Source organism: Lonsdalea britannica (genome assembly GCF_003515985.1).
In the GTDB taxonomy this organism is placed as follows: domain Bacteria; phylum Pseudomonadota; class Gammaproteobacteria; order Enterobacterales; family Enterobacteriaceae; genus Lonsdalea; species Lonsdalea britannica.
This window is the reverse complement of record NZ_CP023009.1, coordinates 3,507,202-3,532,089: the sequence shown is the minus strand read 5'-3', so window position 1 is coordinate 3,532,089 and position 24,888 is coordinate 3,507,202. Positions and strand designations below refer to the sequence as shown.

22 protein-coding genes and 1 pseudogene are annotated in these 24,888 nt (G+C 59.0%); 15 read left to right on the top strand and 8 right to left on the bottom strand.

All coding sequences use genetic code 11. The features are described from left to right. Nucleotides 1-24: 24 nt before the first annotated feature. The 10 genes and pseudogenes from CKQ53_RS16220 (at nucleotide 25) to CKQ53_RS16175 (ending at nucleotide 13,172) form a co-directional block, all read left to right on the top strand. Nucleotides 25-1,406 (top strand): annotated as a pseudogene (locus tag CKQ53_RS16220) (acetyl-CoA carboxylase biotin carboxylase subunit). A 1-nt stretch (nucleotide 1,407) separates the two neighbouring features. Beyond that, the gene (locus tag CKQ53_RS16215) at nucleotides 1,408-2,289 is read left to right on the top strand and encodes a 5-oxoprolinase subunit B family protein (protein WP_085651531.1); all 882 of its coding nucleotides are present in this window, start codon (nucleotides 1,408-1,410) and stop codon (nucleotides 2,287-2,289) included. Further along, the gene (locus CKQ53_RS16210; protein WP_085651532.1) at nucleotides 2,279-3,265 is read left to right on the top strand and encodes a 5-oxoprolinase subunit C family protein; all 987 of its coding nucleotides are present in this window, start codon (nucleotides 2,279-2,281) and stop codon (nucleotides 3,263-3,265) included. Before CKQ53_RS16215 ends, CKQ53_RS16210 begins: the two co-directional genes overlap by 11 nt. A 191-nt stretch (nucleotides 3,266-3,456) precedes the next feature. Next, complete coding sequence (locus tag CKQ53_RS16205; protein ID WP_094118223.1) at nucleotides 3,457-4,773, top strand: purine-cytosine permease family protein; 1,317 nt, start codon at nucleotides 3,457-3,459, stop codon at nucleotides 4,771-4,773. A 429-nt stretch (nucleotides 4,774-5,202) separates the two neighbouring features. After that, nucleotides 5,203-5,952 (top strand): FadR/GntR family transcriptional regulator, encoded by a 750-nt coding sequence (locus CKQ53_RS16200; protein ID WP_085651534.1) that lies wholly within the window; start codon nucleotides 5,203-5,205, stop codon nucleotides 5,950-5,952. Nucleotides 5,953-6,036: 84 nt separating this feature from the next. Continuing rightward, nucleotides 6,037-7,548, top strand: coding sequence for an ABC transporter substrate-binding protein (locus tag CKQ53_RS16195; RefSeq protein ID WP_094118222.1), 1,512 nt, complete (start codon nucleotides 6,037-6,039; stop codon nucleotides 7,546-7,548). Nucleotides 7,549-7,627: 79 nt separating this feature from the next. Next, nucleotides 7,628-8,575 (top strand): ABC transporter permease, encoded by a 948-nt coding sequence (locus CKQ53_RS16190; RefSeq protein WP_085651536.1) that lies wholly within the window; start codon nucleotides 7,628-7,630, stop codon nucleotides 8,573-8,575. Next, nucleotides 8,572-9,447 carry an ABC transporter permease gene (locus CKQ53_RS16185; RefSeq protein ID WP_085651537.1) on the top strand — a complete coding sequence of 292 codons (876 nt, stop codon included), beginning with the start codon at nucleotides 8,572-8,574 and terminating at the stop codon, nucleotides 9,445-9,447. Before CKQ53_RS16190 ends, CKQ53_RS16185 begins: the two co-directional genes overlap by 4 nt. A 15-nt stretch (nucleotides 9,448-9,462) precedes the next feature. Further along, nucleotides 9,463-11,247 (top strand): gamma-glutamyltransferase family protein, encoded by a 1,785-nt coding sequence (locus CKQ53_RS16180; protein ID WP_085651538.1) that lies wholly within the window; start codon nucleotides 9,463-9,465, stop codon nucleotides 11,245-11,247. 89 nt (nucleotides 11,248-11,336) lie between these two features. After that, entirely contained in the window at nucleotides 11,337-13,172 is a 1,836-nt protein-coding gene (locus CKQ53_RS16175; RefSeq protein ID WP_094118221.1) for an ABC transporter ATP-binding protein, read from the top strand. A gap of 187 nt (nucleotides 13,173-13,359) precedes the next feature. On the opposite strand, the gene CKQ53_RS16170 is transcribed toward CKQ53_RS16175, so the two are convergent. The 3 genes from CKQ53_RS16170 to CKQ53_RS18515 form a co-directional block, all read right to left on the bottom strand. After that, nucleotides 13,360-13,608 (bottom strand): DUF883 family protein, encoded by a 249-nt coding sequence (locus tag CKQ53_RS16170; RefSeq protein ID WP_026740600.1) that lies wholly within the window; start codon nucleotides 13,606-13,608, stop codon nucleotides 13,360-13,362. 198 nt (nucleotides 13,609-13,806) lie between these two features. Then, nucleotides 13,807-14,523 carry an isopentenyl transferase family protein gene (locus tag CKQ53_RS16165; protein WP_162896372.1) on the bottom strand — a complete coding sequence of 239 codons (717 nt, stop codon included), beginning with the start codon at nucleotides 14,521-14,523 and terminating at the stop codon, nucleotides 13,807-13,809. Between the two features lie 10 nt (nucleotides 14,524-14,533). Continuing rightward, nucleotides 14,534-15,079 (bottom strand): hypothetical protein, encoded by a 546-nt coding sequence (locus tag CKQ53_RS18515; protein ID WP_139824037.1) that lies wholly within the window; start codon nucleotides 15,077-15,079, stop codon nucleotides 14,534-14,536. Between the two features lie 391 nt (nucleotides 15,080-15,470). On the opposite strand from CKQ53_RS18515, the gene CKQ53_RS16160 reads away from it, so the two are divergent. Both CKQ53_RS16160 and CKQ53_RS16155 read left to right on the top strand, forming a co-directional pair. Next, nucleotides 15,471-16,508, top strand: coding sequence for a TIGR04086 family membrane protein (locus CKQ53_RS16160; protein WP_118895179.1), 1,038 nt, complete (start codon nucleotides 15,471-15,473; stop codon nucleotides 16,506-16,508). Nucleotides 16,509-16,640: 132 nt separating this feature from the next. After that, entirely contained in the window at nucleotides 16,641-16,892 is a 252-nt protein-coding gene (locus CKQ53_RS16155) for a DUF6500 family protein (RefSeq protein ID WP_094118218.1), read from the top strand. A 146-nt stretch (nucleotides 16,893-17,038) separates the two neighbouring features. Here CKQ53_RS16155 and CKQ53_RS16150 read toward each other — a convergent pair whose 3' ends face one another. Beyond that, the gene (locus CKQ53_RS16150) at nucleotides 17,039-17,230 is read right to left on the bottom strand and encodes a YegP family protein (protein WP_085651543.1); all 192 of its coding nucleotides are present in this window, start codon (nucleotides 17,228-17,230) and stop codon (nucleotides 17,039-17,041) included. Nucleotides 17,231-17,637: 407 nt separating this feature from the next. On the opposite strand from CKQ53_RS16150, the gene CKQ53_RS16145 reads away from it, so the two are divergent. Beyond that, nucleotides 17,638-17,802: a YqaE/Pmp3 family membrane protein gene (locus tag CKQ53_RS16145; protein WP_036153227.1), complete on the top strand. Its 165-nt coding sequence runs from the start codon at nucleotides 17,638-17,640 to the stop codon at nucleotides 17,800-17,802. A gap of 317 nt (nucleotides 17,803-18,119) precedes the next feature. After that, nucleotides 18,120-19,055, top strand: a complete 936-nt coding sequence (locus CKQ53_RS16140; RefSeq protein ID WP_244200963.1) for a lipid kinase — start codon at nucleotides 18,120-18,122, stop codon at nucleotides 19,053-19,055. 68 nt (nucleotides 19,056-19,123) lie between these two features. Here CKQ53_RS16140 and CKQ53_RS16135 read toward each other — a convergent pair whose 3' ends face one another. The 4 genes from CKQ53_RS16135 to moeA form a co-directional block, all read right to left on the bottom strand. Continuing rightward, nucleotides 19,124-19,678 carry a flavodoxin family protein gene (locus CKQ53_RS16135; RefSeq protein WP_094118217.1) on the bottom strand — a complete coding sequence of 185 codons (555 nt, stop codon included), beginning with the start codon at nucleotides 19,676-19,678 and terminating at the stop codon, nucleotides 19,124-19,126. 216 nt (nucleotides 19,679-19,894) lie between these two features. Then, entirely contained in the window at nucleotides 19,895-20,494 is a 600-nt protein-coding gene (locus CKQ53_RS16130; RefSeq protein WP_085651545.1) for a nitroreductase family protein, read from the bottom strand. A gap of 148 nt (nucleotides 20,495-20,642) precedes the next feature. Beyond that, a complete protein-coding gene (moeB, locus tag CKQ53_RS16125; RefSeq protein ID WP_085651546.1) occupies nucleotides 20,643-21,419 on the bottom strand; it encodes a molybdopterin-synthase adenylyltransferase MoeB in 777 nt (258 codons plus the stop codon). After that, nucleotides 21,416-22,645: a molybdopterin molybdotransferase MoeA gene (gene moeA / locus CKQ53_RS16120; protein WP_094118216.1), complete on the bottom strand. Its 1,230-nt coding sequence runs from the start codon at nucleotides 22,643-22,645 to the stop codon at nucleotides 21,416-21,418. Before moeA ends, moeB begins: the two co-directional genes overlap by 4 nt. A gap of 333 nt (nucleotides 22,646-22,978) precedes the next feature. Here moeA and CKQ53_RS16115 point away from each other — a divergent pair, with 333 nt between their 5' ends. Further along, nucleotides 22,979-24,877 carry a dipeptide ABC transporter ATP-binding protein gene (locus CKQ53_RS16115; RefSeq protein WP_085651548.1) on the top strand — a complete coding sequence of 633 codons (1,899 nt, stop codon included), beginning with the start codon at nucleotides 22,979-22,981 and terminating at the stop codon, nucleotides 24,875-24,877. Nucleotides 24,878-24,888: the final 11 nt, after the last annotated feature.

The window sequence follows — 24,888 nt, the reverse complement described above, 5'->3', positions numbered from 1 at the left end:
ATCACCGCGGAAGTGGAGATATTGATGCCGATAAATAAATTATTGATTGCCAACCGAGGGGAAATCGCCGTCAGGATTATCCGCGCCGCCCAGGCGTTGGGTATTCCGACGGTAGCGGCGTGCAGCGAGGCGGACGCCACCTCGTTGCCTGCTCAGCTGGCGGACGAATGCCGCATTATCGGCGCGGCGAGGGCCGACCAAAGCTACCTCAATGCGCAGGCGCTGCTACAGGCGGCGCGCGAGAGCGGCGCGGATGCGATCCATCCGGGCTATGGTTTCCTGTCAGAAAACGCGGACTTCGCCGCCGCCGTTAGCCAGGCTGGACTGATTTTCGTCGGGCCGACGGCGGCGGTGATCCGGTCGATGGGCGACAAGGCTGCCGCCCGGCGAACCGCGCAGGCCGCTGGCGTCCCGGTGGTGCCGGGCTCGGAGCAGGATATCACCACGCTCGACGACGCGTTGCTGGCGGCGGAGCGCATCGGCTATCCGCTGTTGATCAAAGCGGCGGCAGGGGGCGGCGGTCGCGGGATTCGCATCGTGTCATCGCCGGACGAGCTACAGGCGGCTTTTCCTCTGGCGCAGCAGGAAGCCAAGGCCGCCTTTGGCTCCGGCGCGGTGTATCTGGAGCGGTTTATCGAACACGCCCGCCATATTGAGGTTCAGATCCTCGGCGACGGCGAACAGGTAGTGCATCTGTTCGACCGGGAGTGTTCACTGCAACGGCGGCGGCAGAAAATTTTCGAGGAAGCGCCGTCTCCCGCCTTGACCGACGCGCAGCGTCAGGCGCTGTGCGACAGCGCGGTGAAGCTGGCGCAAAGTCTGTCTTATCAGGGGGCGGGCACGCTTGAATATCTCTTCGATTCGGCCACCGGCCAATTCTATTTCATTGAAATGAACACCCGTATTCAGGTCGAGCATCCGGTGACGGAAATGGTCACCGGCGTGGATTTGGTGCAGTGGATGCTGCGGATTGCCGGGGGGAAAAGCTAACCTTGCGGCAGGAGGCGATCGCGCTGAACGGGTCGGCCTGTGAAATGCGCATCAATGCGGAAGATCCGGCGCGCAACTTTTTCCCCTGTCCCGGTACGGTGTCGGAGGTCAACTGGCCGCAGGGCGAAGGCGTGCGGGTCGAAAGTCATTTGTTCTCGGGCTACCGTATTCCGCCGTATTACGACTCGTTAGTGGCGAAGCTGGTCGTTCACGGCGAGGATCGCGCGCAAGTGTTGTCCCGCGCCGCTGCCGCGCTGGCGGATCTGCGCATCACCGGCATCACGACCACCCGGTCGCTGCATCAGTGGCTGCTGACGGATGCGCGTTTGCAGGCGGGCGACTTTACCACGACGTCGCTGGAACGTTGGCTGACGGAACGGACTGCCGCAGACGCGTCGGCCGCTCAGGAGGTGTGACATGACGACAAAAGCCATTCGTTACAGCTTTGGCGGCGACGAACATTTGTTCGCGGAAATCGACGAAGCCATGTCGCTGGACGCGTTCTTTCGCGGCATGGCGATCACGCGCGCGCTGGAAGCGCAGGGGTTGCCGGGCGTGCTGGATATCTGTCTGGCGAACGCCTCGTTTCAGGTGCGCTTCAATCCCGACATCATCGCGCCTGAGGCGCTGTTGCAACAGGTGAAAAACGCCGAGGCGCAGGCCACCGCTGGCACCTCGCTGTCGACGCGCATCATCGAAATTCCCGTGCTTTATAACGACCCCTGGACGCATGAAACGCTGATGCGGTTTCGCGATCGTCATCAGGATCCGCAGGCGACCGATCTGGAGTATGCCGCCGCCATTAATGGTTACGCCGAGGTCGCGGACTTTATCGCCGCGCACAGCGGCACGCCGTGGTTTGTGTCGATGGTGGGATTCGTGGCGGGGCTGCCTTTCATGTTCCAGATGGTCGAAGAGACCAAACAGCTGGAAGTCCCTAAATATCTGCGGCCGCGGACCGACACGCCGCGCCAGTCGCTCGGTCACGGCGGCTGTTTCGGCTGTATTTATTCGGTGCGCGGCGCGGGCGGCTATCAGCTGTTCGGCGTCACGCCCGCGCCCATCTATGACCCCAGCCAGCGCCTCGACTACCTGCAAGCCTCGATGGTGTTCTTCCGCGCGGGCGACATCGTCCAGTTCCGGGCGATGGATCGCGCCGAGTATGACCGGGCCGTGGCGGAGGTGGAGGCGGGCACGTTCAGCCTGCGCATCCGGCCGGTGACGTTTGAACTGGAAAAATTCAGCGCGGATGCCGCTGGCTACACCCACAACCTGCGGGAGGTACTGTATGCCGATTAAGGTTATCAAACCCGGACTGGCGACCTCGGTTCAGGATACCGGGCGCGAGGGGTACTACCACCTCGGCATACCGCCTTCGGGCGGCCTGGACGACTATGCCTTACGCATGGCTAATCTGCTGGTGGGCAACGGCGAGTCCGCCGCCGTGCTGGAAATCACGTTGATCGGCCCTGAGCTGGCGTTCGGCAAAGAGGTGTTGGTGGCGGTTACGGGCGCGCGCATGACACCGCGGCTGGACGGCGCGGAAATGCCGCTGGACACCGCGTTTCGGGTCAAGCCCGGTCAGGTGCTGAAGTTCGATTTCGCCAAGGCGGGTTGTCGCAGCTATCTCGCGGTCGCGGGCGGTATCGACGTTCCGCTGGCGCTCGGCAGCCGCTCCACCTACACGCTGGGCGCGCTGGGCGGGTGGGAAGGACGGCGGCTACAGGAGGGCGACCGGCTGCCTATTGGTGAACCGACCGGCGTGGGGGCTGAAGGCGCGAAGGTGCCGGAGACCCTGTGCCCGCGCTTGGAAAAAGAGGTCACGTTGCGGCTGATGCGCGGCCTCTATATTCACCGCCTGACCGACGCCGCGGCGGAACAGTTTTTTGCCGATACCTGGCGGGTCGGCACCGAGGCGGACCGCATCGGCTATCGCCTGAAGGGCGGTCAACCGCTGGAGTACCTGCCACGCACGCCGCCTTTCGGCGCGGGCTCCGACCCGTCCAATATCGTTGACGCCTGCTATCCCATCGGCTCCGTACAGGTGCCGGGCGGGCTGGAACCCATCATCCTGCTGCGCGATGCGGTTTCCGGCGGCGGCTACATGACGCTGGGCACGGTCATCAGCGCCGATCTGGATCGGGTCGCGCAACTGCAACCGCATCATCAGGTACGTTTTGTGCCTGTCTCGTTGGAGGAGGCGCTCGCTGCCCGACAGCAATCCCAGCAGCGGCTGGCGCAGTTAAGAGTCTGGATCGGCCGACAAACGGCCTGATCCCGCCCGGCGGCCTTCGCCGGTTTAGGTCGCGTTACAGCATCGATCGTCCTGTCTCGGGCCATGCGGTATCTACCGTCCGCATGGCGATTCGTGCTGCCTGCGACTGGTTGTTCATCGCTATGACAGGGCCTTTTCCGATGTTTGTCGGTCAGGTGTAGCTTTCCCCTTTTGCAGTCAGGAGTACCCCTATGGCAGATCTTTCTGATGTAAAACTGACCGCCCCGGCGACGGCCTCGGGGACGGTTACCGACAACGAGCGCATGGGCAAACTCTCGCTCACTATGGCGTGGTGGGCGGTATGCAGCGCGCTGTTTTATATTGTGGTCGGCGCATCGCTCGCGCAGAGCTGGGGCGCGAAAAACGCCCTCATCGGCATGGTGTTGTCGGTCGTCAGCTATGGCGTGATCAATGGGATCATCAGCCGGTTCGCGATCAAAACCGGGCTGTCGGTTTCTCTGTTTTCGCAGGCGTTGTTCGGTCGGCTCGGGTCGTCGCTCGCCACGCTGATTTTCTTCTCGACGGCCATCTATTACGCCGTGTTCGAAGGGTCGGTCATCGCCTTCGCATTGAATCATCTGTTCCCGGCACTGCCTTACGCCGCGACCGCGCTGGTGGTCGTGCTGTACAGCGTGCCGCTGATTTTCGGCAGCGTGCAGCACTGGCTGGATAAATTTAACGGCGTCCTGCTACCGTTTTATTTGCTTGGCCTGCTGCTGACGGTGGCGGTGTCTATCCAGCAAAACGGCTATAACCCGCAATGGCTCGCGTTCGGCCCCGCCGATCCGCCGGCCTACGGCTGGTGGCACTGCTTTACCTACTATATGGGCGTGTGGATTTTGATGATGTATACCTTCGACTACGCCCGCTATGGCAAAGCGAAGGATGCGGATTACCACGCGGGCATAAACTTCGGCATGCCATTCTATTTGATCACCTTCTTGCTCAACGGCGTCGCGGGCATCTATCTGGTCAGCGGATTCTCTGAAAGCGACGGACTCAGCGAAACTGGCGTGGTGGTGGCGATCCTCAACCTGCTGGGACTGTGGGGACTGTTCTTCGTCTGGGTGACGCAAACCCGCATCAACACTGCCAACTATTTCCTCGCCACGGTGAATATGCAGGACTTTTTCCGGCTGCTGTTCCGCCTGCGATTCCGGCGCATGATCTGGGCCTGTCTGGTCGGGGCGGTGGTTTATGCGCTGATGCTGGCGGATGTGTTCAGCTATATCTTGCAGGCGTTGGCATGGCAGGGGGTCTTCGTGGTCGCCTGGGTAGGCGTAGCGCTGAGCTACATTTTGACGCCTGCGCGTCAGGCGCTCGGCATCCACTTTGACCGCAATATCAACCTCTCGGGGCTGCTTGCCTGGGGCGGGAGTGTCGCCGTCGGCATGGTGTTGATGTACGCGGAGGGGGCATGGTCATCCTGGTCTGCGCCCGCCACGTTTATCACCGCGTTTATGCTGTACCGTCTTCTGCCCGCCGCAACCCCGCGCGCAACAGCATAAGGTCACCGGCGCCGTCATCGACAGACGGCGGCGCTTTCTCTACCTTCACCGGTGGATATTCACGCGCCGATGTTACCCGCATCAACGATGTTTAATCAGGCACGTCCGCCGCATTCAGCTATCATAAATTCTTATTGTTAATCATCTGCTTGGCGGCTATCTCGCGGTGAAGAATGGCCTCACAGATCGTTTTTTTTCATCTATTCACGAAAAACTGACGGGAAATATCCCGAGATAAAACGCTTGAAAAATCGACAGTCGCCACGTATTCGACCGGTTGACCCGCTCATTGCCGCAGTATCTGTACTCAATCTCTTCCAATGCCAGTGATTTTGCGGCTATTTGCTGCATGTTCAGCACTTTTCCGCCGTATTGACTTGCCTCGGTCATCGTGCTTTTTTTGAACCAATTACCAATTGGAGTGAACCAATGAGCGACGGGAACCGCGTTAATAAAACGGAAAATTCACATTATGCACTCGAGCGATTGCGCGAACTCCTGCGCGTGAGCGCGTTGGAGCCCGACGGCAAACTGCCGACAGAACGGGCGCTCTCCGAGCTGTGGGGCGTGGGCCGACGCGAGGTACGGCGCGCGCTGGAGGTGGTGGAAGCGGAAGGGCTGATCTGGCGTAAGCAGGGCGCGGGCACGTTTCTCGGGCAAAAGCCGGACCAATGGGGCACCCATGCAGCCAACCTGATTGAAGGAACCAATTTCATGGAAATCATGGAGGTGCGGCTGCGTATTGAACCGCAGCTGGCGCAATTGGCCGCGCTGCGCGCCAAGCCGTCGGACATCGTACGTATGCGGGCGCTGCGCGACAAAATCTATGAGCGTACCGACGCCGACTGGCGCGAACTGTGGGATGGCTCCTTGCATCGACTGATTGCGCAAAGTGCAGGCAACCAGCTGTTCCTGTCGTTGTTCGATGTGGTGAACCGCGTGCGGCAGTACCCGGCCTGGCAGGCGCTCCGCGCGCTGGCCCGTAGCCACAATGCGTCGCTCACCGACTCGCACAGCGACCACACGGAAATCATTGACGCGATTGCCGCCCACGACCCGGTGAGGGCGGGCGAGGCCATGCGCCAACATCTGCTGAGGCTGGAGGAGCGGCTGATTCGCCACACCTCGTTGGGCCACTATGCCCCGGCCGATGCTGACGCCGATGTGCTCCGCCGCTAACGGTTTTCAGTAGGCCAGCGCCGTCTGACCTGCCTTTCATTGCGCCGAATCCCGGCGATGATTATCGACCAGAGGAAACATGACATGAACCGACTTATCAAACAGACCGGACTCTTGCTGGCCGGTGCGGTGATGGCGACGACGGCGCAGGCGGTGGAGTTACGCATCGGCCTGCAGGACGATCCGGACGTACTGGACCCGGCTCAGTCCCGCACGTTTGTCGGCCGCATTATTTACACCAGCCTGTGCGATCGGCTGGTGGACGTCGACAATCGTTTGTCGATTATTCCTCAGCTGGCGACGCAGTGGACGTGGGGCGACGGCGGTAAAACGTTGACGATGGATCTGCGCAAGGGCGTGGTGTTCCATGACGGGACGCCGTTTAACGCGGAAGCGGTGGTATACAACATTCATCGCTACATGACGATGCCGGAGTCCCGTCGCAAGAGCGAACTGGCCTCTGTGGCCAGCGTCGAAGCGAACGGGGACTATCAGGTGAAATTCACGCTGAAAAGCCCGGACGCCAGCCTGCTGGCCCAGCTGTCTGACCGCGCCGGCATGATGATCTCCCCGACGGCGGGCAAGCGTCTGGGGGCGAACTTCGGCTCGGACCCAGTGTGCTCCGGCGCGTTCAAGTTCGTGCAGCGCGTTCAGCAGGACCGCATCGTGCTGGAGAAGTTTCCCCGCTATTGGAATGCCGACAACATTTTTATCGATAAGGTCACCTTCCTCCCCATTCCGGACACGACCGTACGCTTAGCTAACCTGCAGTCCGGCGAGCTGGATCTGGCCGAGCGCATCTCGGCGTCGGACGTGGCCGCCGTGCAGCAGAACCCGAAGCTGAACTACGGCAAAGTCATCGGGCCGGGCTACATGGCGCTGTACGTCAACATCGGCAACGGGCCGGAGGCGAACAATCCGTTCGGCAAAGACAAGCGTCTGCGTCAGGCCTTCTCGCTGTCCCTCGACCGTGAGGCGATCAATCAGGTGGTCTTTGAAGGCACCGCGCTGGCCGGGAATCAGCCGTGGCCCTCCAGCAGCCCGTGGTACAACCAGAGCCTGCCGGTGCCGGCGCGAGACGTCGCCAAGGCCAAAGCGCTGATGAAGGCGGCGGGCTACGAGAAATTTGATATCGAACTCCAGCACGCCAACAACACGACGCAGACCCAGATGATGCAGGTGATCCAGTCAATGGCGGCCGAGGCCGGTTTCAACGTCAAACTGAAAGCCACCGAATTCGCCACGCTGCTGTCCGAGCAGACGGCGGGGAACTACGTCTTGTCGCGCTCCGACTGGTCGGGCCGCGCCGATCCGGACGGCAACATCCACCAGTTTGTGACCTGCAAAGGCGGTATCAACGACACCAAATACTGCAATCCGGCTGTGGACAAGCTGCTGAACGAAGCGCGCGAATCCACGGATAACGCGGTACGCAAAGCCCGCTACGACGCCGCGACCCAGATTTTGGATGACGATCTGCCGCTGATCTATCTCGGCCATCAGGCCTATTTGTATGCCTACTCCAAAAAGGTCGCCGGATTTACGCCGTCGGCCGACGGAATGATCCGTCTGACGGGCGTCAAAAAAAGCGACTAATCCGGCGTGTGTTCGTCGGGAGCAGAGCGGCCCCTTGGCGAACCCGGTCGAAGCACTCACTGAATAAGGAAACGCGCCAATGTACATCTATATCGGCAAGCGCCTGCTGGTGGCGATACCGACGCTCCTGATTATCTCCATTTTCGTTTTTTCGCTGCAAAAGCTGCTGCCGGGCGATCCGATCCTGGCGATGGCGGGGGAAGAGCGCGATCCTGCGGTGATGGAGCTGCTGCGTGAAAAATACCGCATGAACGACCCGGTGGTGTATCAGTACTTCTACTGGCTTGGGGACGTGGCGCAAGGCGATTTTGGCGTGTCGCTGCGCACCAATCAGCCGGTACTCGAACTGATCGGCGAAAAACTGCCGGTCACCCTGCAACTGGCGGTGATGGCGATGTTCTTCGCACTGATCATCGGTGTGCCGATCGGCATTCTGGCGGCGGTGAAGCAGAACACGACGCTGGATTATCTGGCTAACGTGGTCGCGCTCTCGGGGCTGTCGATCCCCAACTTCTGGCTCGGCATCATGCTGATTCTGCTGGTGTCCGTGCAGCTGGGCTGGCTGCCTGCCTCGGGCTATGAATCGTTGTTTTCCGACCCGCTGCGCTCGCTGCAAACGACCCTTATGCCTGCTTTTGTGCTCGGCACCGCGCTGGCGGCCACGCTGATGCGGCACACGCGATCGGCGATGCTGTCGGTCATGAAAGCGGACTATATCCGCACGGCGCGCGCCAAAGGGTTGTCCAACCGCGAGGTGGTGCTAAGCCATGCTTTTCGCAACGCGCTGTCGCCCATCATTACGCTGACGGCCCTGTTGTTCGGCGAACTGCTGGCGGGCGCGGTGCTGACCGAACAAATCTTCACCATTCCCGGCTTCGGGAAGCTGATCGTCGATGCGGTGTTCAACCGTGATTACGCGGTGGTGCAGGGCGTGGTCCTATGCACGGCGGTCGGCTTTATCGTCATGAACCTGCTGGCGGACGTCGCCGCCATGCTGTTGAATCCGCGAATGAGGAGCGCGCTATGAGCCTGACTGAACCTATCGTCGTCGCGCCGCAGGCTGCTGCCGGCAACCGCGCCTGGAAGAAGATGAAGCGCAATCGCAGTTCGATCGCCGGTCTGATCATCATCGTTTTTTTTGCGCTCTTGGCGGTGCTGGCGCCGCTGTTGCCGTTGGCGGATCCGCTGGCGACCAGCTGGAGCGCGATTCGTAAAGCGCCGTCGGCCGCGCACTGGTTGGGGACGGACGACATTGGGCGCGACGTGCTGTCGCGGATGGTCTGGGGTGCGCAGGCCTCGCTGATGGCGGGGGTAATCTCCGTCGCTATCGCCGTGTTGACCGGCGTGCCTTTTGGACTGATCTCCGGCTATTTCGGCGGCTGGGTCGATCAGGTGATTTCCCGCGTGACCGAAGCGTTTCTGGCGATGCCTTTCCTGATCATGGCGATTGCGCTGGCGGCCTTTCTCGGCCCGAGCCTGACCAATGCGATGATCGCCATCGGCTTGTCCGCGATGCCGATTTTTATTCGGCTCACGCGTTCGCAGGTGCTGGCGGTCAAAACCGAAGACTACATCGAAGGCGCGCGCTCTATCGGACTGGGCCACGGCGATATCCTGTTGCGCTACGTCCTGCCGAATATCCTGCCGCCGATTATCGTACAGGCGACGCTGACGGTGGCGACCGCGATTATCGCGGAAGCCAGTCTGTCTTTTCTCGGTCTCGGTCAACAGGCGCCCGCGCCTAGCTGGGGCTCGATGCTGAACGTCGCCAAAAACTTCCTGACTCAGGCGCCCTGGATGGCGATGTGGCCGGGGGCCGCCATTTTTCTGGTGGTGATTGGCTTTAACCTGCTGGGCGACGGCTTGCGTGATGCGCTCGACCCGCGTGAAAACTCATAACAGAAGGAAAGCGTCATGAATGCATTCACCACGCGTCCGGAGATTTTAGGCACCTTCGGCGTGGTCACCTCGACCCACTGGATCGCCTCCGCCGTTGGCATGAGCATATTGGAAAAGGGCGGCAACGCCTTTGACGCGGCCGTGGCGACCGGCTTTGTCTTGCAGGTGGTCGAGCCGCATCTGAACGGCCCCGGCGGCGACATGCCCGCCGTGATTTATTCGCGTAAAAAAGACAAGGTAGAGGTGATCTGCGCGCAGGGCACCGCGCCAGCGGCGGCGACGCTTGAGCACTATACCGCCGAAGGGCTCGACCTGATCCCCGGCGACGGTCTGCTGGCGACGGTGATCCCCGGCTCGTTCGACGGCTGGATGCTGATGCTGCGCGACTACGGCACGATGACCGTGCGCGAGGTACTGGAACCGGCCATTGGTTATCTGGAGAACGGTCATCCGCTGTTGCCGAGAGTGGCGGCGACCATCAGCGATCTGGCTGAGTTCTTCCGCACGGAGTGGCCGACGTCGTACGCCACGTGGCTGCCCGGCGGCACCGCGCCTGCCGCGCTGTCGAACTTCACCAACCCCGTCCTGGCCGAAACCTGGAAACGCATTATCCGGGAGTCCGAAGCCCGACCGGGGCGCGAGGCGGGTATCGATGCGGCGAGAGATGCCTTTTACCGCGGTTTTGTCGCCGAGGCTATCGCGGACTATCTGCAAACGGCCGAGGTGATGGACGCCAGCGGCCATCGCCATAAAGGCGTGCTGACCGCCGACGATATGGCGAACTGGCAGGCGACGATCGAAGCGCCCACCACGTATGACTACCACGGTTGGACCGTCGCCAAAACCGGGCCGTGGGGGCAGGGACCGGTGCTGTTACAGTCGCTGGCGCTGCTGAAAGGCATCGACATCGCCGCGATGGATCCGGCGGGTCCGGAATTCGTTCATACGGTCGTGGAGGCGATGAAGCTGGCGTATGCGGACCGCGAAGTCTATTACGGCGACCCCAATTTCGCCTCTGTGCCGATGCAGACCCTGCTGTCCGACGGCTATAACGAGGGGCGTCGCCAGCTGATCGCCGCCGAGGCCTCGCTGGCGTTGCGGCCGGGGTGCCTGCCGGGGTACACCCAACAGTACGATCTGACGCTGGACATGCTCGCCGCTCAGCGCGGCGTGGGCGCCGTGTATGAACCGACCATGTCGCACCTGACCGAAAAACGGGGAGACACGGTGCATATCGACGTCATCGATCGCGAGGGCAATATGGTGTCGGTCACGCCGTCCGGCGGCTGGCTGCAATCTTCGCCGGTCATTCCGGGTCTGGGCTTCTGTCTGAACTCCCGCGCGCAGATGTTCTGGTTAAAACCGGGCCTGCCGACATCGTTGGCGCCCGGCAAGCGCCCGCGCACCACGCTCACGCCGTCGATTGCCCTGTATGAGGGGCGGCCGACGCTGTCGTTTGGTACGCCGGGCGGCGACCAGCAGGATCAGTGGCAGCTGGCGTTTTTCCTACGCTATGCCCATTACGGATTGAACCTGCAGCAGGCGATCGACCTGCCGCTGTTCCATACCGCGCATTTCCCCGGCTCGTTCTATCCGCGCACCCGCCAGCCGGGTCACGTAATGATTGAAAGCAGCATCGGCGACGCCGCGCTGTCCGCACTCAGGGCGCGCGGACACGACATCGTGGCGTCCGATCCCTGGACGATTGGCCGCTTGACGGCCGCGCGTCGGGACGAAGATGGACTGCTGCGCGCCGCCGCTACGCCACGGCTGATGCAGGCGTATGCGATAGGCCGGTGATCAATGCCGCCCTGCGGTGTTGAACACCGCAGCTATTCAGGTCAAGACGGGAGGTGAAGACCACCGCCCGTCACGGGGAAAACTGAATCATGAATGAGCCAAAACCGCCGCGGGAATGCGTCCTTTCCGTGCAGAATCTCACTACGTCGTTTCGCGTGGACGGCGAATGGAAAACCGTCGTGCGCGGGATGTCCTTCGAGGTCCGAGCCGGTGAAACGGTCGCCGTCGTCGGCGAGAGCGGCTCCGGCAAAAGCGTGACCTCGCTGTCGGTGATGCGCCTGCTCGATCCACGTTCCAGCCGTATCGAAGGCCGTATTATGCTGAACGGGAAAGATATCCTGTCGCTCCCGGAGAAGGCGATGCGCGAGGTGCGCGGCAACGACGCCGCGATGATTTTTCAGGAACCGATGACGTCGCTCAATCCGGTGTTCACCATTGGGCGGCAAATTTCGGAGGTGCTGCGGCAGCATAAGGGGTTAGGCAAGGCGGCCGCGCGGGAAGAGACGCTGCGGCTGCTGGACAAGGTGCGCATTCCTAATCCCTCCGCCCGGTTCGACGACTACCCGCATCAGTTCTCCGGCGGTATGCGCCAGCGCGTGATGATTGCGATGGCGCTGGCCTCGAAGCCCAGGCTGTTGATTGCCGATGAGCCGACGACCGCGCTTGACGTTACCATTCAGGGTCAGATTCTGGATCTGATTAAAACCTTGCAGGAAGAAGAGGGAATGGCGGTGCTGTTCATCACGCACGATATGGGGGTGGTGGCGGAGATCGCCGACCGGACGCTGGTGATGTTTCGCGGGGAACAGGTGGAAACGGGCGATACCGCCGACGTCTTCCGTCACGGCAAACATCCCTACACGCGGGCGTTGCTCGCCGCAGTGCCGACTCTGGGGTCGATGGACGGGCAGCCGTGGCCGCTGCGTTTCCCGCGCATCGACATGCACAGCGGCGACGTCATCCCCGCGGGTAACGTGGCCAACACGGTGCAAAGCGGCAAGACGCCGGTGCTGTCCGTAAAAAATCTGGTCACGCGATTCGATCTTCGCTCCGGTTTGCTGGGGCGTTCGAGCGGCGCGGTGCATGCGGTGGAGAATGTCTCGTTCGACCTGTTTCAGGGCGAGACGCTGGCGCTGGTGGGCGAGTCCGGCTGCGGCAAGTCGACCACCGGGCGCTCCATCATTCGGCTGATTGAACCGCACAGCGGTGAGGTTCAGCTGGACGGATACGATGTGCTGAATCTTGACGTCGTTGGTTTGCGCACGATGCGCCGCAGTGCGCAGATGATTTTCCAGGATCCGTTTTCCAGCCTCAATCCGCGCATGACGGTGGGGGCGGCCGTCGCCGAGCCAATGATTAAACACCGGCTGGCCTCGCCGTCCGAGGCGCGGCAGAAGGTCGCCGAACTGCTGGACCGGGTGGGGCTGTCGCCGTCCATGATGGATCGCTTCCCGCACGAGTTTTCCGGTGGGCAGCGTCAGCGGGTGGCGATTGCCCGGGCGCTGGCGTTGAACCCCAAGGTGATCATCGCGGACGAAAGCGTCTCGGCGCTGGATGTGTCGATCAAGGCACAGGTGTGCAATCTGCTGCTCGATTTGCAGGCGCAGTTCAACATCGCGTTCCTGTTTATCTCTCACGATATGGCGGTGGTGGAGCGCGTCAGTCACCGGGTGGCGGTGATGCGTCTGGGCGAAATCGTCGAGATCGGCCCGCGCGAGGCGATCTTCGCCCGTCCCCAGCATCCCTATACGCAAAAGCTGATGGCGGCGGTGCCGGTGCCTGATCCCGCGCGGCGTGGTATGCGGCGTAATGCGGCCATCGAGGAGTTGAAAAGCCCGGTACGTCCTTTGGGCTATGTGCCGCCGCTGCGAGTGTATACCGAGGTTGGCCCCGGCCATCAGGTGATGGTGTCCGATGCTCCGTGACGCGTGGGTGAAAGCGTGAAAGGGCACCGTCGCTCGTCAGACGGCGGCCCGCGCGTGGGGTAGCCGTCTTGGCGATAACGCACGGTGGCGGGCGAACGAGGCGGGTTGCATCAATAAAAAAGGCCCGGTGAGGGGCCTTTGTGCTTGCCGCTTTGCAGCGGCGAAGGTGATCATCGCTAACAATTGATTACTTACGGCCGAGTAAAAATCCCAGCACAATCCCGGTCGCGGCAGCAATGGCGACGCCTGCCATCGGGTTGGATTTAACCTGGCTTTTAACAACATCAGCCGCATCGCGTGCGGCATAGCTGGCCTGGGAGGCATATTTTTTAGCCGCCCCTTTGAACTGATGCTCGTGTGAGTCAGTGGCCTCGCCGAAAGTTTCCTGAGCAGCGCCAGCCGCTTCGTTTACTTTATCTTCTGCTTTTCCGAACATACCAGCTCCTTAGCTAATGGCTAAATGTCTACCTAAGCGTAGCAAAGGCTGGCGGAAATGCTGGCTGGGAAAGGTCTTAATTAACATTTATCACGGTTTCGATGCGGGTCAATCAGACCCGCTCATCGGCGTTGCAGGAAATCACCGGGTCCGGCAGGGATGGTGCACGGTTGACGGAGACATTTTCAACACGCAGGGTCAACCATACTTGGCCTGGCGCCAGGTATGGGGAATATCCGGGAAATTATTTTGCTGCCAAACGGCATGTTGCCAATACTCTCGGGCGATTTCTTCCGCCAGTTGCTTATGTTCGTTGAGACTCATATGGAGGATGTCATCGACGCGTCGTCGCCGCTGACGCAGATAGCCAATGATACAACGGTAGCCGTCAATATCCGCGAGCGTGTCACGGTATTCGGGATTCGCCCATAATTGCACCATTTCCTCCAGCAGCGACTTCAGCCCGCCGTCTGGGTAAAACATCTCCCATACGCGTTTTGTGGCGCGTTTCAGAAAAACGTCGGCGGAAGGCATGGGTATCGGCTCGAAAGACCAGGTATAACTCTGGCCCCAAGTTGTGTGTTTGACCATCTCCTGCAATATGGATACCGACCCTCCCTCAAGGATAATCAGCGGATGTGTCGCGGAATAATGGTCAGTCAGTTGATGAAGCTGCTCGACGGCTTGTTGCGCGGAGATGATGTTTTGTGAAATCGGCCGTGAGTTCAGATAAACGCGCTTTGTGCCGCGCAATTCCTGTTCTGAAGGGCGTCCGCTGCCCATCGCTACATCAGGGCAACATTGTATACGATCCAGAACCAACACAGGCGCGCCGGTGCGTTCCGCCAATGCCACCGATCTCGCTGTTTTTCCGGTACTCGTCGGTCCCCAAATAAGGTGCAATCTCGTGCTCATCGTGTATTCCTCACTCATGATAGTTAGCACAGCAGGTGTGCTGATAACGATTAATGACTTGTTTAACGTGATTGAGCGCACCCGGTTTCCAGTTATCCGAAATAGAGAGGCAACTTTTATAACTCTTTTCGTGAATAGAAATAGGCGGTTCTCTGTTGCTATCGAGGGTATTTCCCTCGATTTTCATCGGGGATGAAATAATACGGTCAATAATTAATACGTGAATAAGGTGACGCTTGAACTCATTCATTCTGTGCGTTTTTTCGGTGGGAGAGAGGGGGGCTGATTGAGTTTTATGGGGAAAGATCAAAACGACATCGTGGGGTTCAAGATCATCGACGGGGCCATGATAATTAATGAGTAACCGTCGGTTGCCTGTTGATGATGTCAATATAGATGGGGGCGGCTCATCAGAGAGAAACAGAGTGGATAAATAATAATTTATGGATGTAAATGAAATATCTTCGAAACTCAATAACTCCATAACTGCTATTAATTCAAAATCGTTCGGATTGTTGATCGTGCTTGAATAACCTACAGGCGCTAACGTTTCCATAGAGTAGATGCAATCCTTTAAGGCAATAATGACTCACTGTATTAATCGATATCTATCTCATTACGCAGGTCACTGAGCAAGATAGACAATGGGCCGTTCTCCACACCTATTAATCAATAGGGAAGCGAAGTAGGCCAATAGAACAATGAAACTCGCACCGCTATGTTTTCCAACATCCGGTTGACGAGGCCCTTTGCCCGTTCTTGTGGCATCTCTGATCGTCCAGCCTATTCCTTGCTGCTTCGTGATCGGTGAATCACATGGAGTCCTCCCTGTTAGCGTCATGCATAAATGTTTAGTTTTATTAAACATATCAGGTCTTGACGAGCGATTCTATGTCTATACTCATTAGAAATTGTTATCTTCGGTATCCCAATCTAAGGAGTAAATAATGGACGTCACCAATGAAATCAGACCGTTTAAGACCATATCATGGGGCAGCATTATCGGGGGGGTGGTCACGGTGCTCGCCGTTTCCATGTTGTTGTCGACGTTAGGCACCAGCATGGGATTCGCGATTGTCGATCCCAACGCCGAAAATCCTGCTAATGGCGCGGGTATGGCCTTTGGTCTGTGGACCGCCGTTTCTATCGTCATCAGCCTGTTGGCTGGGGCTTTCGTCGCGGGGCGTCTGGCGGGTAATGACGGTATGATCCACGGTTTTCTGGTGTGGGCCACATCGCTGATTGTGGCGGCGATTCTGGGCACGATGCTGGTCGGGTCTGCCGTGCGCACCGCTGGAAACATGCTGGGCTCTATCGCCTCTGCCTCCGGCTCAGTGATTTCCGGCGCGGGCGATATGCTGGGTAAGGGTGCGTCAGGTCTGGGCGAAATGGGGAAATCCGCCTTCGATCAGTTCACCATCAACACGGATGTACAGAGCGATAAAGTGCAGGACAATGTTGCCGATGCGCTGAAAAAATCCAACATCCCGACGCTGCAGCCGGATTATCTGAAACAGCAGATGATGGAAGCCAAAAGTGATATCACTCAGGCGGTGAAACAGCTGGCTACGACCTCAAACAACAGCGATGCCGTGATTCAGGGTCTGACCGATAAACTGAAAGCGCGCGCAGACGCCATTTCCAAAGGCATCAACCGCGACGATCTGAAAAAAGCGCTGACCGAGAATACCTCGATGACGCCGCAGGAAGTGGATAAAACCATCGACAACATGATTCAGGCTCGCGATAAAGCGGCGCAGGAAGTGGACAAACGTCTGAGCCAGGCGCAGGACCAGATCAATCATGCCAAACAACAGTATGCTGAGTTCAAACAGCAGGCAGCAGACAAGGCTGCGCAGGCGGCCAGTATGATGGCTAAAGCCGCGCTGTGGTCTTTCTTCGCGCTGCTGGTTGGTGCGATTGTCAGCGTTCTGGGTGGTCTGTGGGGCGTCAAAACTAACCTCAAATATTCCGCTCGTGCCTAAGACACGCGGGGAAGAGTAAAGGAAAGGCAAGGCAAGGCTCTCATTCTGTGTCTGTCCCTCTGCTCGCGCGGTTTCATTAAACGGGTATTATGGTAGGCAAAACCCATTGCCATCATCCCTGAAGGAGAAAGCGTGCGAGCAGCGATGAAAGAGAAAATTATCAGGACCTGTGAGGCCAAAATCACTACAAAAGGCAGCCATGTAGGGCTGTCTTTTTATGCGTTTTTTGCCAATAAGAATGATGATCCCGAACAACTCATGGAAGTTGCACACTGGTGGATTATGGAGATGAAGTTGGATCACTTCGAAAAGGCGGAAAAGATAAAATCGCTCGTCTCGGCCTTAGCGTCGGACTCGGGTGAAGTCAAGCGCCGGGGGAGCTGAGAGGGTGTGCGACCTATACTGAGATAGCCAGCTGAGACGTTTTTCTGTCGGCACGGTCATTCAACCGCTGCGATCCCCTAAATCGGTGAGTTAGCATAAGACCTGCACTAGCCACAAAGGCCCCAAAGGGCCTTTAATGTAATCGGTCAGGCGTCCGTTTCGTCTCGAATATCCGTCGATGGCCCGTTTTTCTGCACCGATTCAATCCCTTTCTTCGCACCTTGCTTAGACGCGTACATCTCACTGGTCGCGATAGTTTCGCCGTTAGAAGCAACCAGCTTGAAGTAGTAAGGCTGCTCGGTTTGCTTTGCGCTTTTCTTGATAACGAAATGACCCATTCATCCTCCTAAAAGTGTTCAGTGATATAGACCACTACTAACTATTGTTTGATTAGCTGCTTTTATCAATATTGATGGCCATTGTTTAGTGAAAATGATGTTTTTGGGGTGAGTTTATCAGCGGGGTTGGTTTTTCGCCTTTCACCTCCATATCTGTTTAAGCGCCAGGTCCGGGTGATGTGACCCGCGACGTGGGTCTGACCACAGGCGCCGCACATGGATCGTGGCACCGGCGAAGTGCGTGAGGATTTCGACCGTTGCCCACGCTTACCGTGGCCCGTTAACCATCCCGAAAAGGGACTGTGTCTAAGGGGGCCTGAGTAAACTGGCCTTCGATATACCGGCAGTTGGCATATTAACGCCGTGCGACTATGGTTACCTTGACTATCCTCGAATGGAGAGAGCGAATGGGATTTTGGAGAATTGTTTTCACGATTATTTTACCCCCGCTGGGTGTGCTATTAGGCAAAGGGCTGGGCGGGGCCTTTATCATCAATATTATCCTGACGCTGCTGGGGTATATCCCAGGCCTGATTCATGCTTTTTGGGTTCAGACGAAATCGGATGCGTAAGTGTTAAGTCCCTTAACGGCAGCATAATTCACCGGATGTGGCGTCGATGGCGCCACGTTCGCTTTTAGGCAGGCGGGTGCCTGCTACTTCCCTTTCGGTGATAAGGATTGTTGCCGTCTTCGCCACTATTTCCCCTTACTTTGATGCTTTCTCCCTCAGGGTGAGTGCGCGCTTTTTCGTCCACGGTGTCGCCGCCGCGTCAGTGAATGTAATGTTTTGTCTATTATCACTTTAACGAGGGTCTAAAACCTGTACCGGTGTTTTTTACTGTGGTTAACTTTGCGAGTTTTTCCCCTTTGTCGGGTCAGAGAGGCGTTATGGCGAATACCCAAGAGATGTCGGATACCTATCGCTTCCGGGCGCTATTGTTAGTCAATCAAAAGGCCCGCAATGGCGATACTTCGATCGACGCGATTGCGCAATGGCTGCGTGATAAGCACATCGACCCCGTCATCCCGAAAATGGACAAGCACAGCCGTTACTGGGATGTCATCCGCACCCATGCCGGTCATGTGGATATGGTGATTGTCGGCGGCGGAGACGGGACCCTGAATTCGACGGCGAACGCGCTGATGGAAACCGGTTTACCGCTCGGCATTCTGCCGTTGGGCACGGCGAACGATCTGGCGAGAACGCTGGGCATCCCCCGTGATATCAAACAGGCTATCGAGATCATCGCCCGCGGCGCCGTGCGCGCTATCGATTTGGGCGAAGTCAACGGCCACCCTTTCTTCAATGTCTCCAGCATCGGCTTTTCGGCCGCGATGGCGCGCGGTCTGTCGGCCAAATCGAAAAAACGCTGGGGAACGGTCGGCTATGCGCTGGCGGCTATCCGGCTGTTGAAACAGAGTCGGCCGTTCACCGTGGAAATTGACCACGACGGTCAGCGCGAACGAGTCAAAACGGTGCAGGTTTCCGTGGGGAACGGGCGTTTTTACGGCGGCGGAATGACGGTGGAGCAGAGTGCTAAACCGGATGATGGGCTGTTCGACGTGTACAGCCTTGAAATCGATCACTGGTGGGAGATGATTGCGCTGATCCCGTTCCTGCGTCGCGGGACTCACGGCCGCTGGCGCAAAGTTCGCGCCTTTTCCACCACGGCGCTGACGTTGCAGACGTCGCGTCCTCACGATATCAACGCCGATGGTGAGATCATCGGCACCACGCCCGCCAGATTCCGTATCCGCCGGAGCGCGGTGCGGGTTTTCGCGCCGGAGCCAACGTCAACTCCCACCCCCGCGGCCGCGAAGTGACGCACAACGCATAAAAACAGGGACTGCCGCCGAACGGGAGCCCCTGATAGAGGTAAGGCGGGCGTCGGTTAGCCGTGCAGACGGCGGGTGATGTCCGCGACCCGGGCGCCATACAGCTTGGCGGTTTCCAAATCGCCCGTCGGGATGGCGTCCGCCCCGGCATCCGCAGGGGACTGGACCAACACGCCGACGGAGCCGCCGAGGTTGTTGATGTCTCTGCGCGTCGATGCCTGGGTATTGGCGGGCAGCAGTCCCAGACTGACCCAGATACCGCCATGTTGCGCGGCCAGGGTTTGCAGATAGATGAGGGTGACCTGCTTGTCCCCGTTCAGGCTGGCGCTATTGGTGATGCCGCCAAACACTTTGTCCTGCCAGCCGCGCTCAGCCCAGACTTTGGACGACGCGTCCGCAAATTTCTTGAACTGCCAGGCGACCGAACCCATGTAAGTGGGGGAGCCGAAAATAATGCCGTCGGCATTGGCCAGCGTCTGCCAGTCCGCTTCTTCAATGTCCCCGTTGTTGTCGATGGGAATCAATGTCGCTCCGGCGCTTTCCGCCACCACTTCCGCAACCTGCTTGGTGTGACCGTAGCCGGAAAAATAAACCACAGCGATCTTACTCATGTGTATGCCTCTCTGTTTCAATGATTTGGAATCAGAACGCGCACAGGTCTTGTATACGCAGGGTGTTCAAAATGAACTTATTGATACTAGTCCCCCCTCAGGGACAACACAATCGATGGGTGTTTGCCCCCGGCGTGCGGCGATTCGCGGGAGAACAGTGAACATTGTCGAGTCGAAAAAGGTCGCGGGCCTGAACGCCCGCGACGCGCAGATCCGTTATTTGAAGATACGGAAACGTTGGTCATCCGGGATGAAGGTTTTGTCGCCCGCAGGTTGTTCAATCGCGCCGAACGGCATCTCGGCACGCAGTTTCCAGCTTTCCGGCAGGGACCAGGTCGCTTTGATATCGTCATCAATCAGCGGGTTATAATGTTGCAGCGATGCGCCGATGTGTTCCTGCGCCAGCGCCGACCATACGGCAAATTGCGCGATGCCGGTCGAGTGTTCCGACCAGACCGGGAAGTTATCCGCATAAGTGGCGAATTTCTTCTGCAACTCCTTCACCACCTCTGTGTCTTCGAAAAACAAGACGGTACCGGCACCGGCGGCAAAGGAGGCCAGTTTTTTCTCGGTCGGTTCGAAGGATTCGGTAGGCACGATCTTTTGCAGCTGCCGTCGGGTGATGTCCCACACCTTGCGATGCTGCTCGCCAAACAGAATCACCACTCGAGAGGTCTGCGAGTTAAAGGCGGATGGGCTGAGTTTGACGGCGTCCATGATGAGGTGCGTGACCTGATCTTCTGACAAGGGCAGCGTATGGCCGAGAGCATAAATGGAGCGGCGGGCCTTGATGGCCTCAAGAAATGCATTACTCATAGGTAGATCCTCTCTGCAAGGGACAAGTTCCCTTAATCTCTCTGGTGTCGCTGAATCTCGGCTTCAATGTGGGTCAGCGGCGGTGGGATAGATACCTGACTAAGGATAGAAGATGTGCGCGGCTTATGTGGGGGCCGACGGCGAAATTTTACGGTTCCGTGGGGGATGACGGTGACGTGCCACAGACTTCGCAGGCCGGATCTTTGGGCAAGGCCAGTTCGCGGAACTGCATCGTCATGGCATCCACCATCAGCATCTTTCCGGCGTGGACGGTGCCAAAATGGGTCAGCAGCTTCAGGGTTTCCATCGCCTGAAGTGAACCGATGATGCCGACCAGCGGGGCCATCACGCCGCTTTCCACACAGGTCGGCGCGTTGTCGCCGAATAACCGACTGAGACAACGATAACAGGGCGCGTCCGGCTGGTAGGTAAATACGCTGAGCTGTCCTTCCATACGAATGGCTGCGCCGGAGACGAGCGGTTTTTTCAGCCCGAAACAGAGCTTATTCAGCTGGTGGCGGGCGGCCAGATTGTCGGTGCAGTCCACGACGACATCCTGTGCGGCGATACGCTCCTGTAGCGAGAGGTCATCCAATAGGGCCTCCACCGGCGTTACCGTGATATGCGGGTTAACACGGCGCAGTTCGACGGCGGCGGACGCGACTTTCGGCAAGCCGAGGCGGTCGTCGCGATGCAGGATCTGGCGTTGCAGATTCGACAGCGAGACGGTATCGAAGTCCAGCAGCGTGAGATGACCCACGCCCGCGGCGGCCAGATACTGCGCCGCCGCGCAGCCCAAACCGCCGAGACCGACGATCAGCACGCGTGCGTCTTTTAGCGTCTCCTGCCCGTCGAAGTCGAAGTCTCGCAGGACAATCTGCCGGTTATAGCGCAGCGCTTCGGCATCCGTCAGCGTCGCCATCACAGGTCTCCCAACAGACGGCTGAACGGTTCGATCTCCACCCATTCGCCAGCGGCGACAGAGCCGCGCTCGGCGTCGAGCACGATGAAGCAGTTGCCCTGACTAAACGAGCTGAACACATGCGACCCCTGATGACCGGTGCTGCGCACCTCAATGTCGCCGTCCGCGTTGCGTGAGAAAATACCGCGCTGGAAATCGAGACGTCCGGGCGTTTTTTTCAGTGGGGTCGCGGTTTTCACCCGCATACGGGCAGGCAATCGCCACTGCGAATAGCCGGACAACTTCGCCAGCAGCGGCTGCACCAGCTGATAAAACGTCACGGCGGCGGAGACCGGATTCCCCGGCAGACCGCAGAACCAGGCGTGGGGGAGCTTGCCGAAGGCAAACGGCTTGCCCGGTTTAATCGCCAGCTTCCAGAAATGGATGTCGCCTAGCTCATCCAGCATCGACTTGGTGTAGTCGGCTTCCCCGACGGAGACGCCGCCGCTGCTAATAACGACGTCCGCGCAGGCATCGGCTTCGGTAAAGGCCTGACGCAGCGCCGCCGGGTCGTCAGGGATAATCCCGAGATCGACCACCTCATAGCCTAACTCTTCCAGCATCAATCGGACCGCAAAGCGGTTGGTGTCGTAGATCTGCCCCGGCTGCAGCGGCTGCCCCACGGGCTGTAGCTCGTCACCGGTCGAAAACACGGCGACGCGCAGACGACGATAGGCGTTTACCTCCGCGATCCCCAGCGAGGCCAACAGCGGTAGCTCGGCCGTACCGAGCCGCGTCCCGGCTTTCAGAACGGACTCCTGCTCGCGAATATCTTCACCGGCACGGCGAATATTTTGCCCCGGCTCAATCGGGTGTAAAAACTGAACGCCAGCTGCGGAGACCGTCGTGTGCTCCTGCATGACCACCGCCGTCGCTTCGGCTGGGAGGGGCGCGCCGGTCATAATGCGAATACAGCTGCCCGCGGGCCAGGTGCCCTCGAACGGCGCGCCAGCGAATGCTTTGCCCGCCAGCGGCAGCGGGTGGCTGACGTCTTCATCGCCGCGCACGGCGTAGCCGTCCATCGCGGAGTTATCAAACGGGGGCACATTAATGGGGGAGGTCAGCGGCGTCGCTGTGATGCGGCCAGCGGCCTGATAAATCGATACCGTTTCGGTATCCGCAATCGGTGCGATCTGCGCCAGCATTTGCTGCAACGCCTGATCGAGAGAAAGAAGGCCGGATGTGCTCATGAATGCTCCACAAAGGGGTCCGCCGCAGGCTGGCTCGCAGGCGAAAACAGGGTTCCTATGCCATCATTATGTCAGAGAACGCCTAAGGGGAGAACGTCGAACGTGGGCGACAAGCGTGCGCCACCTGGCAAGTTGAAAAGGTGAACAAGGGTGTTTTTTTGACCTTATAGCGCGAGATTATGTGTAGTAACTTTTTGTTATAAAAGATCTTTTTATCAACTCGCCGATGGATTTGTTCTTTACATTGACGCCAGCGCTAAATATAGTCGAAACCCGATGAGGATCCCGTAACTACAGCGGCGGGAAGCGAGTTTTATGGGAGATTCACCGTACATGACCCTGTCGTCTCAGATAGACCGATTACCGACCTCCGGGGCAGGCAGCGCACGGACGCTGCCCCCACACCGCGTACTCGACGTTCGCGGACTGGGCGTCAATTTTATGCAGCATCAGAACCGGATTGATGCGGTTCAAGACTTATCCTTCACCGTCGATCGCGGCGAAACGCTGGCGATCGTCGGAGAATCCGGCTCCGGCAAGTCGGTCACCTCACTGGCGCTGATGCGTCTCATTGAGCAGGCGGGCGGCGCGTTTTCCAGCGGCGAATTGCTCTTCCGCCGTCGCGGTGGTGAGGTCGTCGATCTCCGTCACCTTTCATCTTCCCAGATGCGCCATATTCGCGGCGCAGATATGGCGATGATCTTTCAGGAACCGATGACGTCTCTGAATCCGGTCTTTCCCGTGGGCGAACAGATCGCCGAATCGGTGCGACTGCATCAGGGGCTGGATCACGCCAGCGCCCGACGCGAGGCGCTGCATATGCTGGAACGGGTGCGGATCCCCGAAGCCGCCAATGTCATGAAGCGTTTTCCGCATCAGCTCTCCGGCGGTATGCGCCAGCGTGTGATGATCGCGATGGCGCTCTCTTGTCGTCCGAAGCTGCTGATCGCGGATGAACCGACGACGGCGCTGGACGTGACGATTCAGGCGCAAATTCTACAGTTGATTCGTACGCTGCAGCGCGAGATGGAGATGGGGGTGATCTTCATCACTCACGATATGGGCGTGGTGGCTGAAATGGCGGACCGGGTGCTGGTGATGCACCGCGGCGTCTGCGTGGAGTCCGGCGCCGTCGATGCACTGTTCTCCGCGCCGCAAGAGCCGTATACGCAGGCGCTGCTGGCCGCGGTCCCGAGGCTGGGGGCCATGAGCGGGCAGCCTTTTCCTCTGCCTTTCGTGTTGCCGGGTCAACCGCAGGATGTCGACGCGGTGCCACAGAACACCATTCCCGTTGGCGCATCACCAGTCTTGCAGGTTGAAAATCTGGTGACGCGTTTTCCGCTTCGTTCAGGCATCTTGAACCGGATCACCCGTCAGGTGCATGCCGTGGAGCACGTCAGCTTCGACCTCTACCCGGGCGAGACGCTGGCGCTGGTCGGCGAGTCCGGCTGCGGTAAATCAACCACCGGTCGCTCACTGCTGCGGCTGGTCGACAGTCAGGATGGTGTGATCACCTTTAATGGGCGACGGATTAATCAACTGAAAGGGGCCACGCTGCAGCATCTGCGGCGGGACATTCAGTTTATATTCCAGGATCCTTATGCGTCGCTGGACCCGCGCCAGACGGTGGGGTATTCCATTATGGAGCCGCTGTTGGTGCACAAGGTCGCTGGACGGGCGGAGGCGGAACAACGCGCCGCCGCGCTGCTGGAGCGTGTGGGCCTGTTGCCAGAGCACGCGCAGCGCTATCCGCATGAGTTTTCCGGCGGTCAGCGGCAGCGTATCTGCATCGCAAGGGCGCTGGCGCTCAATCCCAAGGTGGTAATCGCCGATGAGTCCGTCTCGGCGCTGGACGTCTCCATTCAGGCGCAAATCGTCAATTTGATGTTGGATATTCAGCGTGAATTCGGCACCGCATTTTTGTTTATTTCCCACGACATGGCGGTGGTAGAGCGCATCAGCCATCGTGTCGCGGTGATGTACATGGGACAGATTGTCGAGATTGGCACGCGACGCGACGTATTCGAAAACCCGCAGCACCCCTACACACGCAAGCTGATGGCGGCGGTGCCCAGTCCCGATCCTTCCCGGCGTCATCAGGATCTGGCGCTACCGGTTGACGAAATACCCAGCCCGATCCGGGCATTGGGCGATGAGCCCGCGACTGCTCCGCTGGTGCAGGTGGGAGAGCGACACTTCGTCGCCCGCCACCGCATCGCCGGCGCCTACTGATAGGGAACACA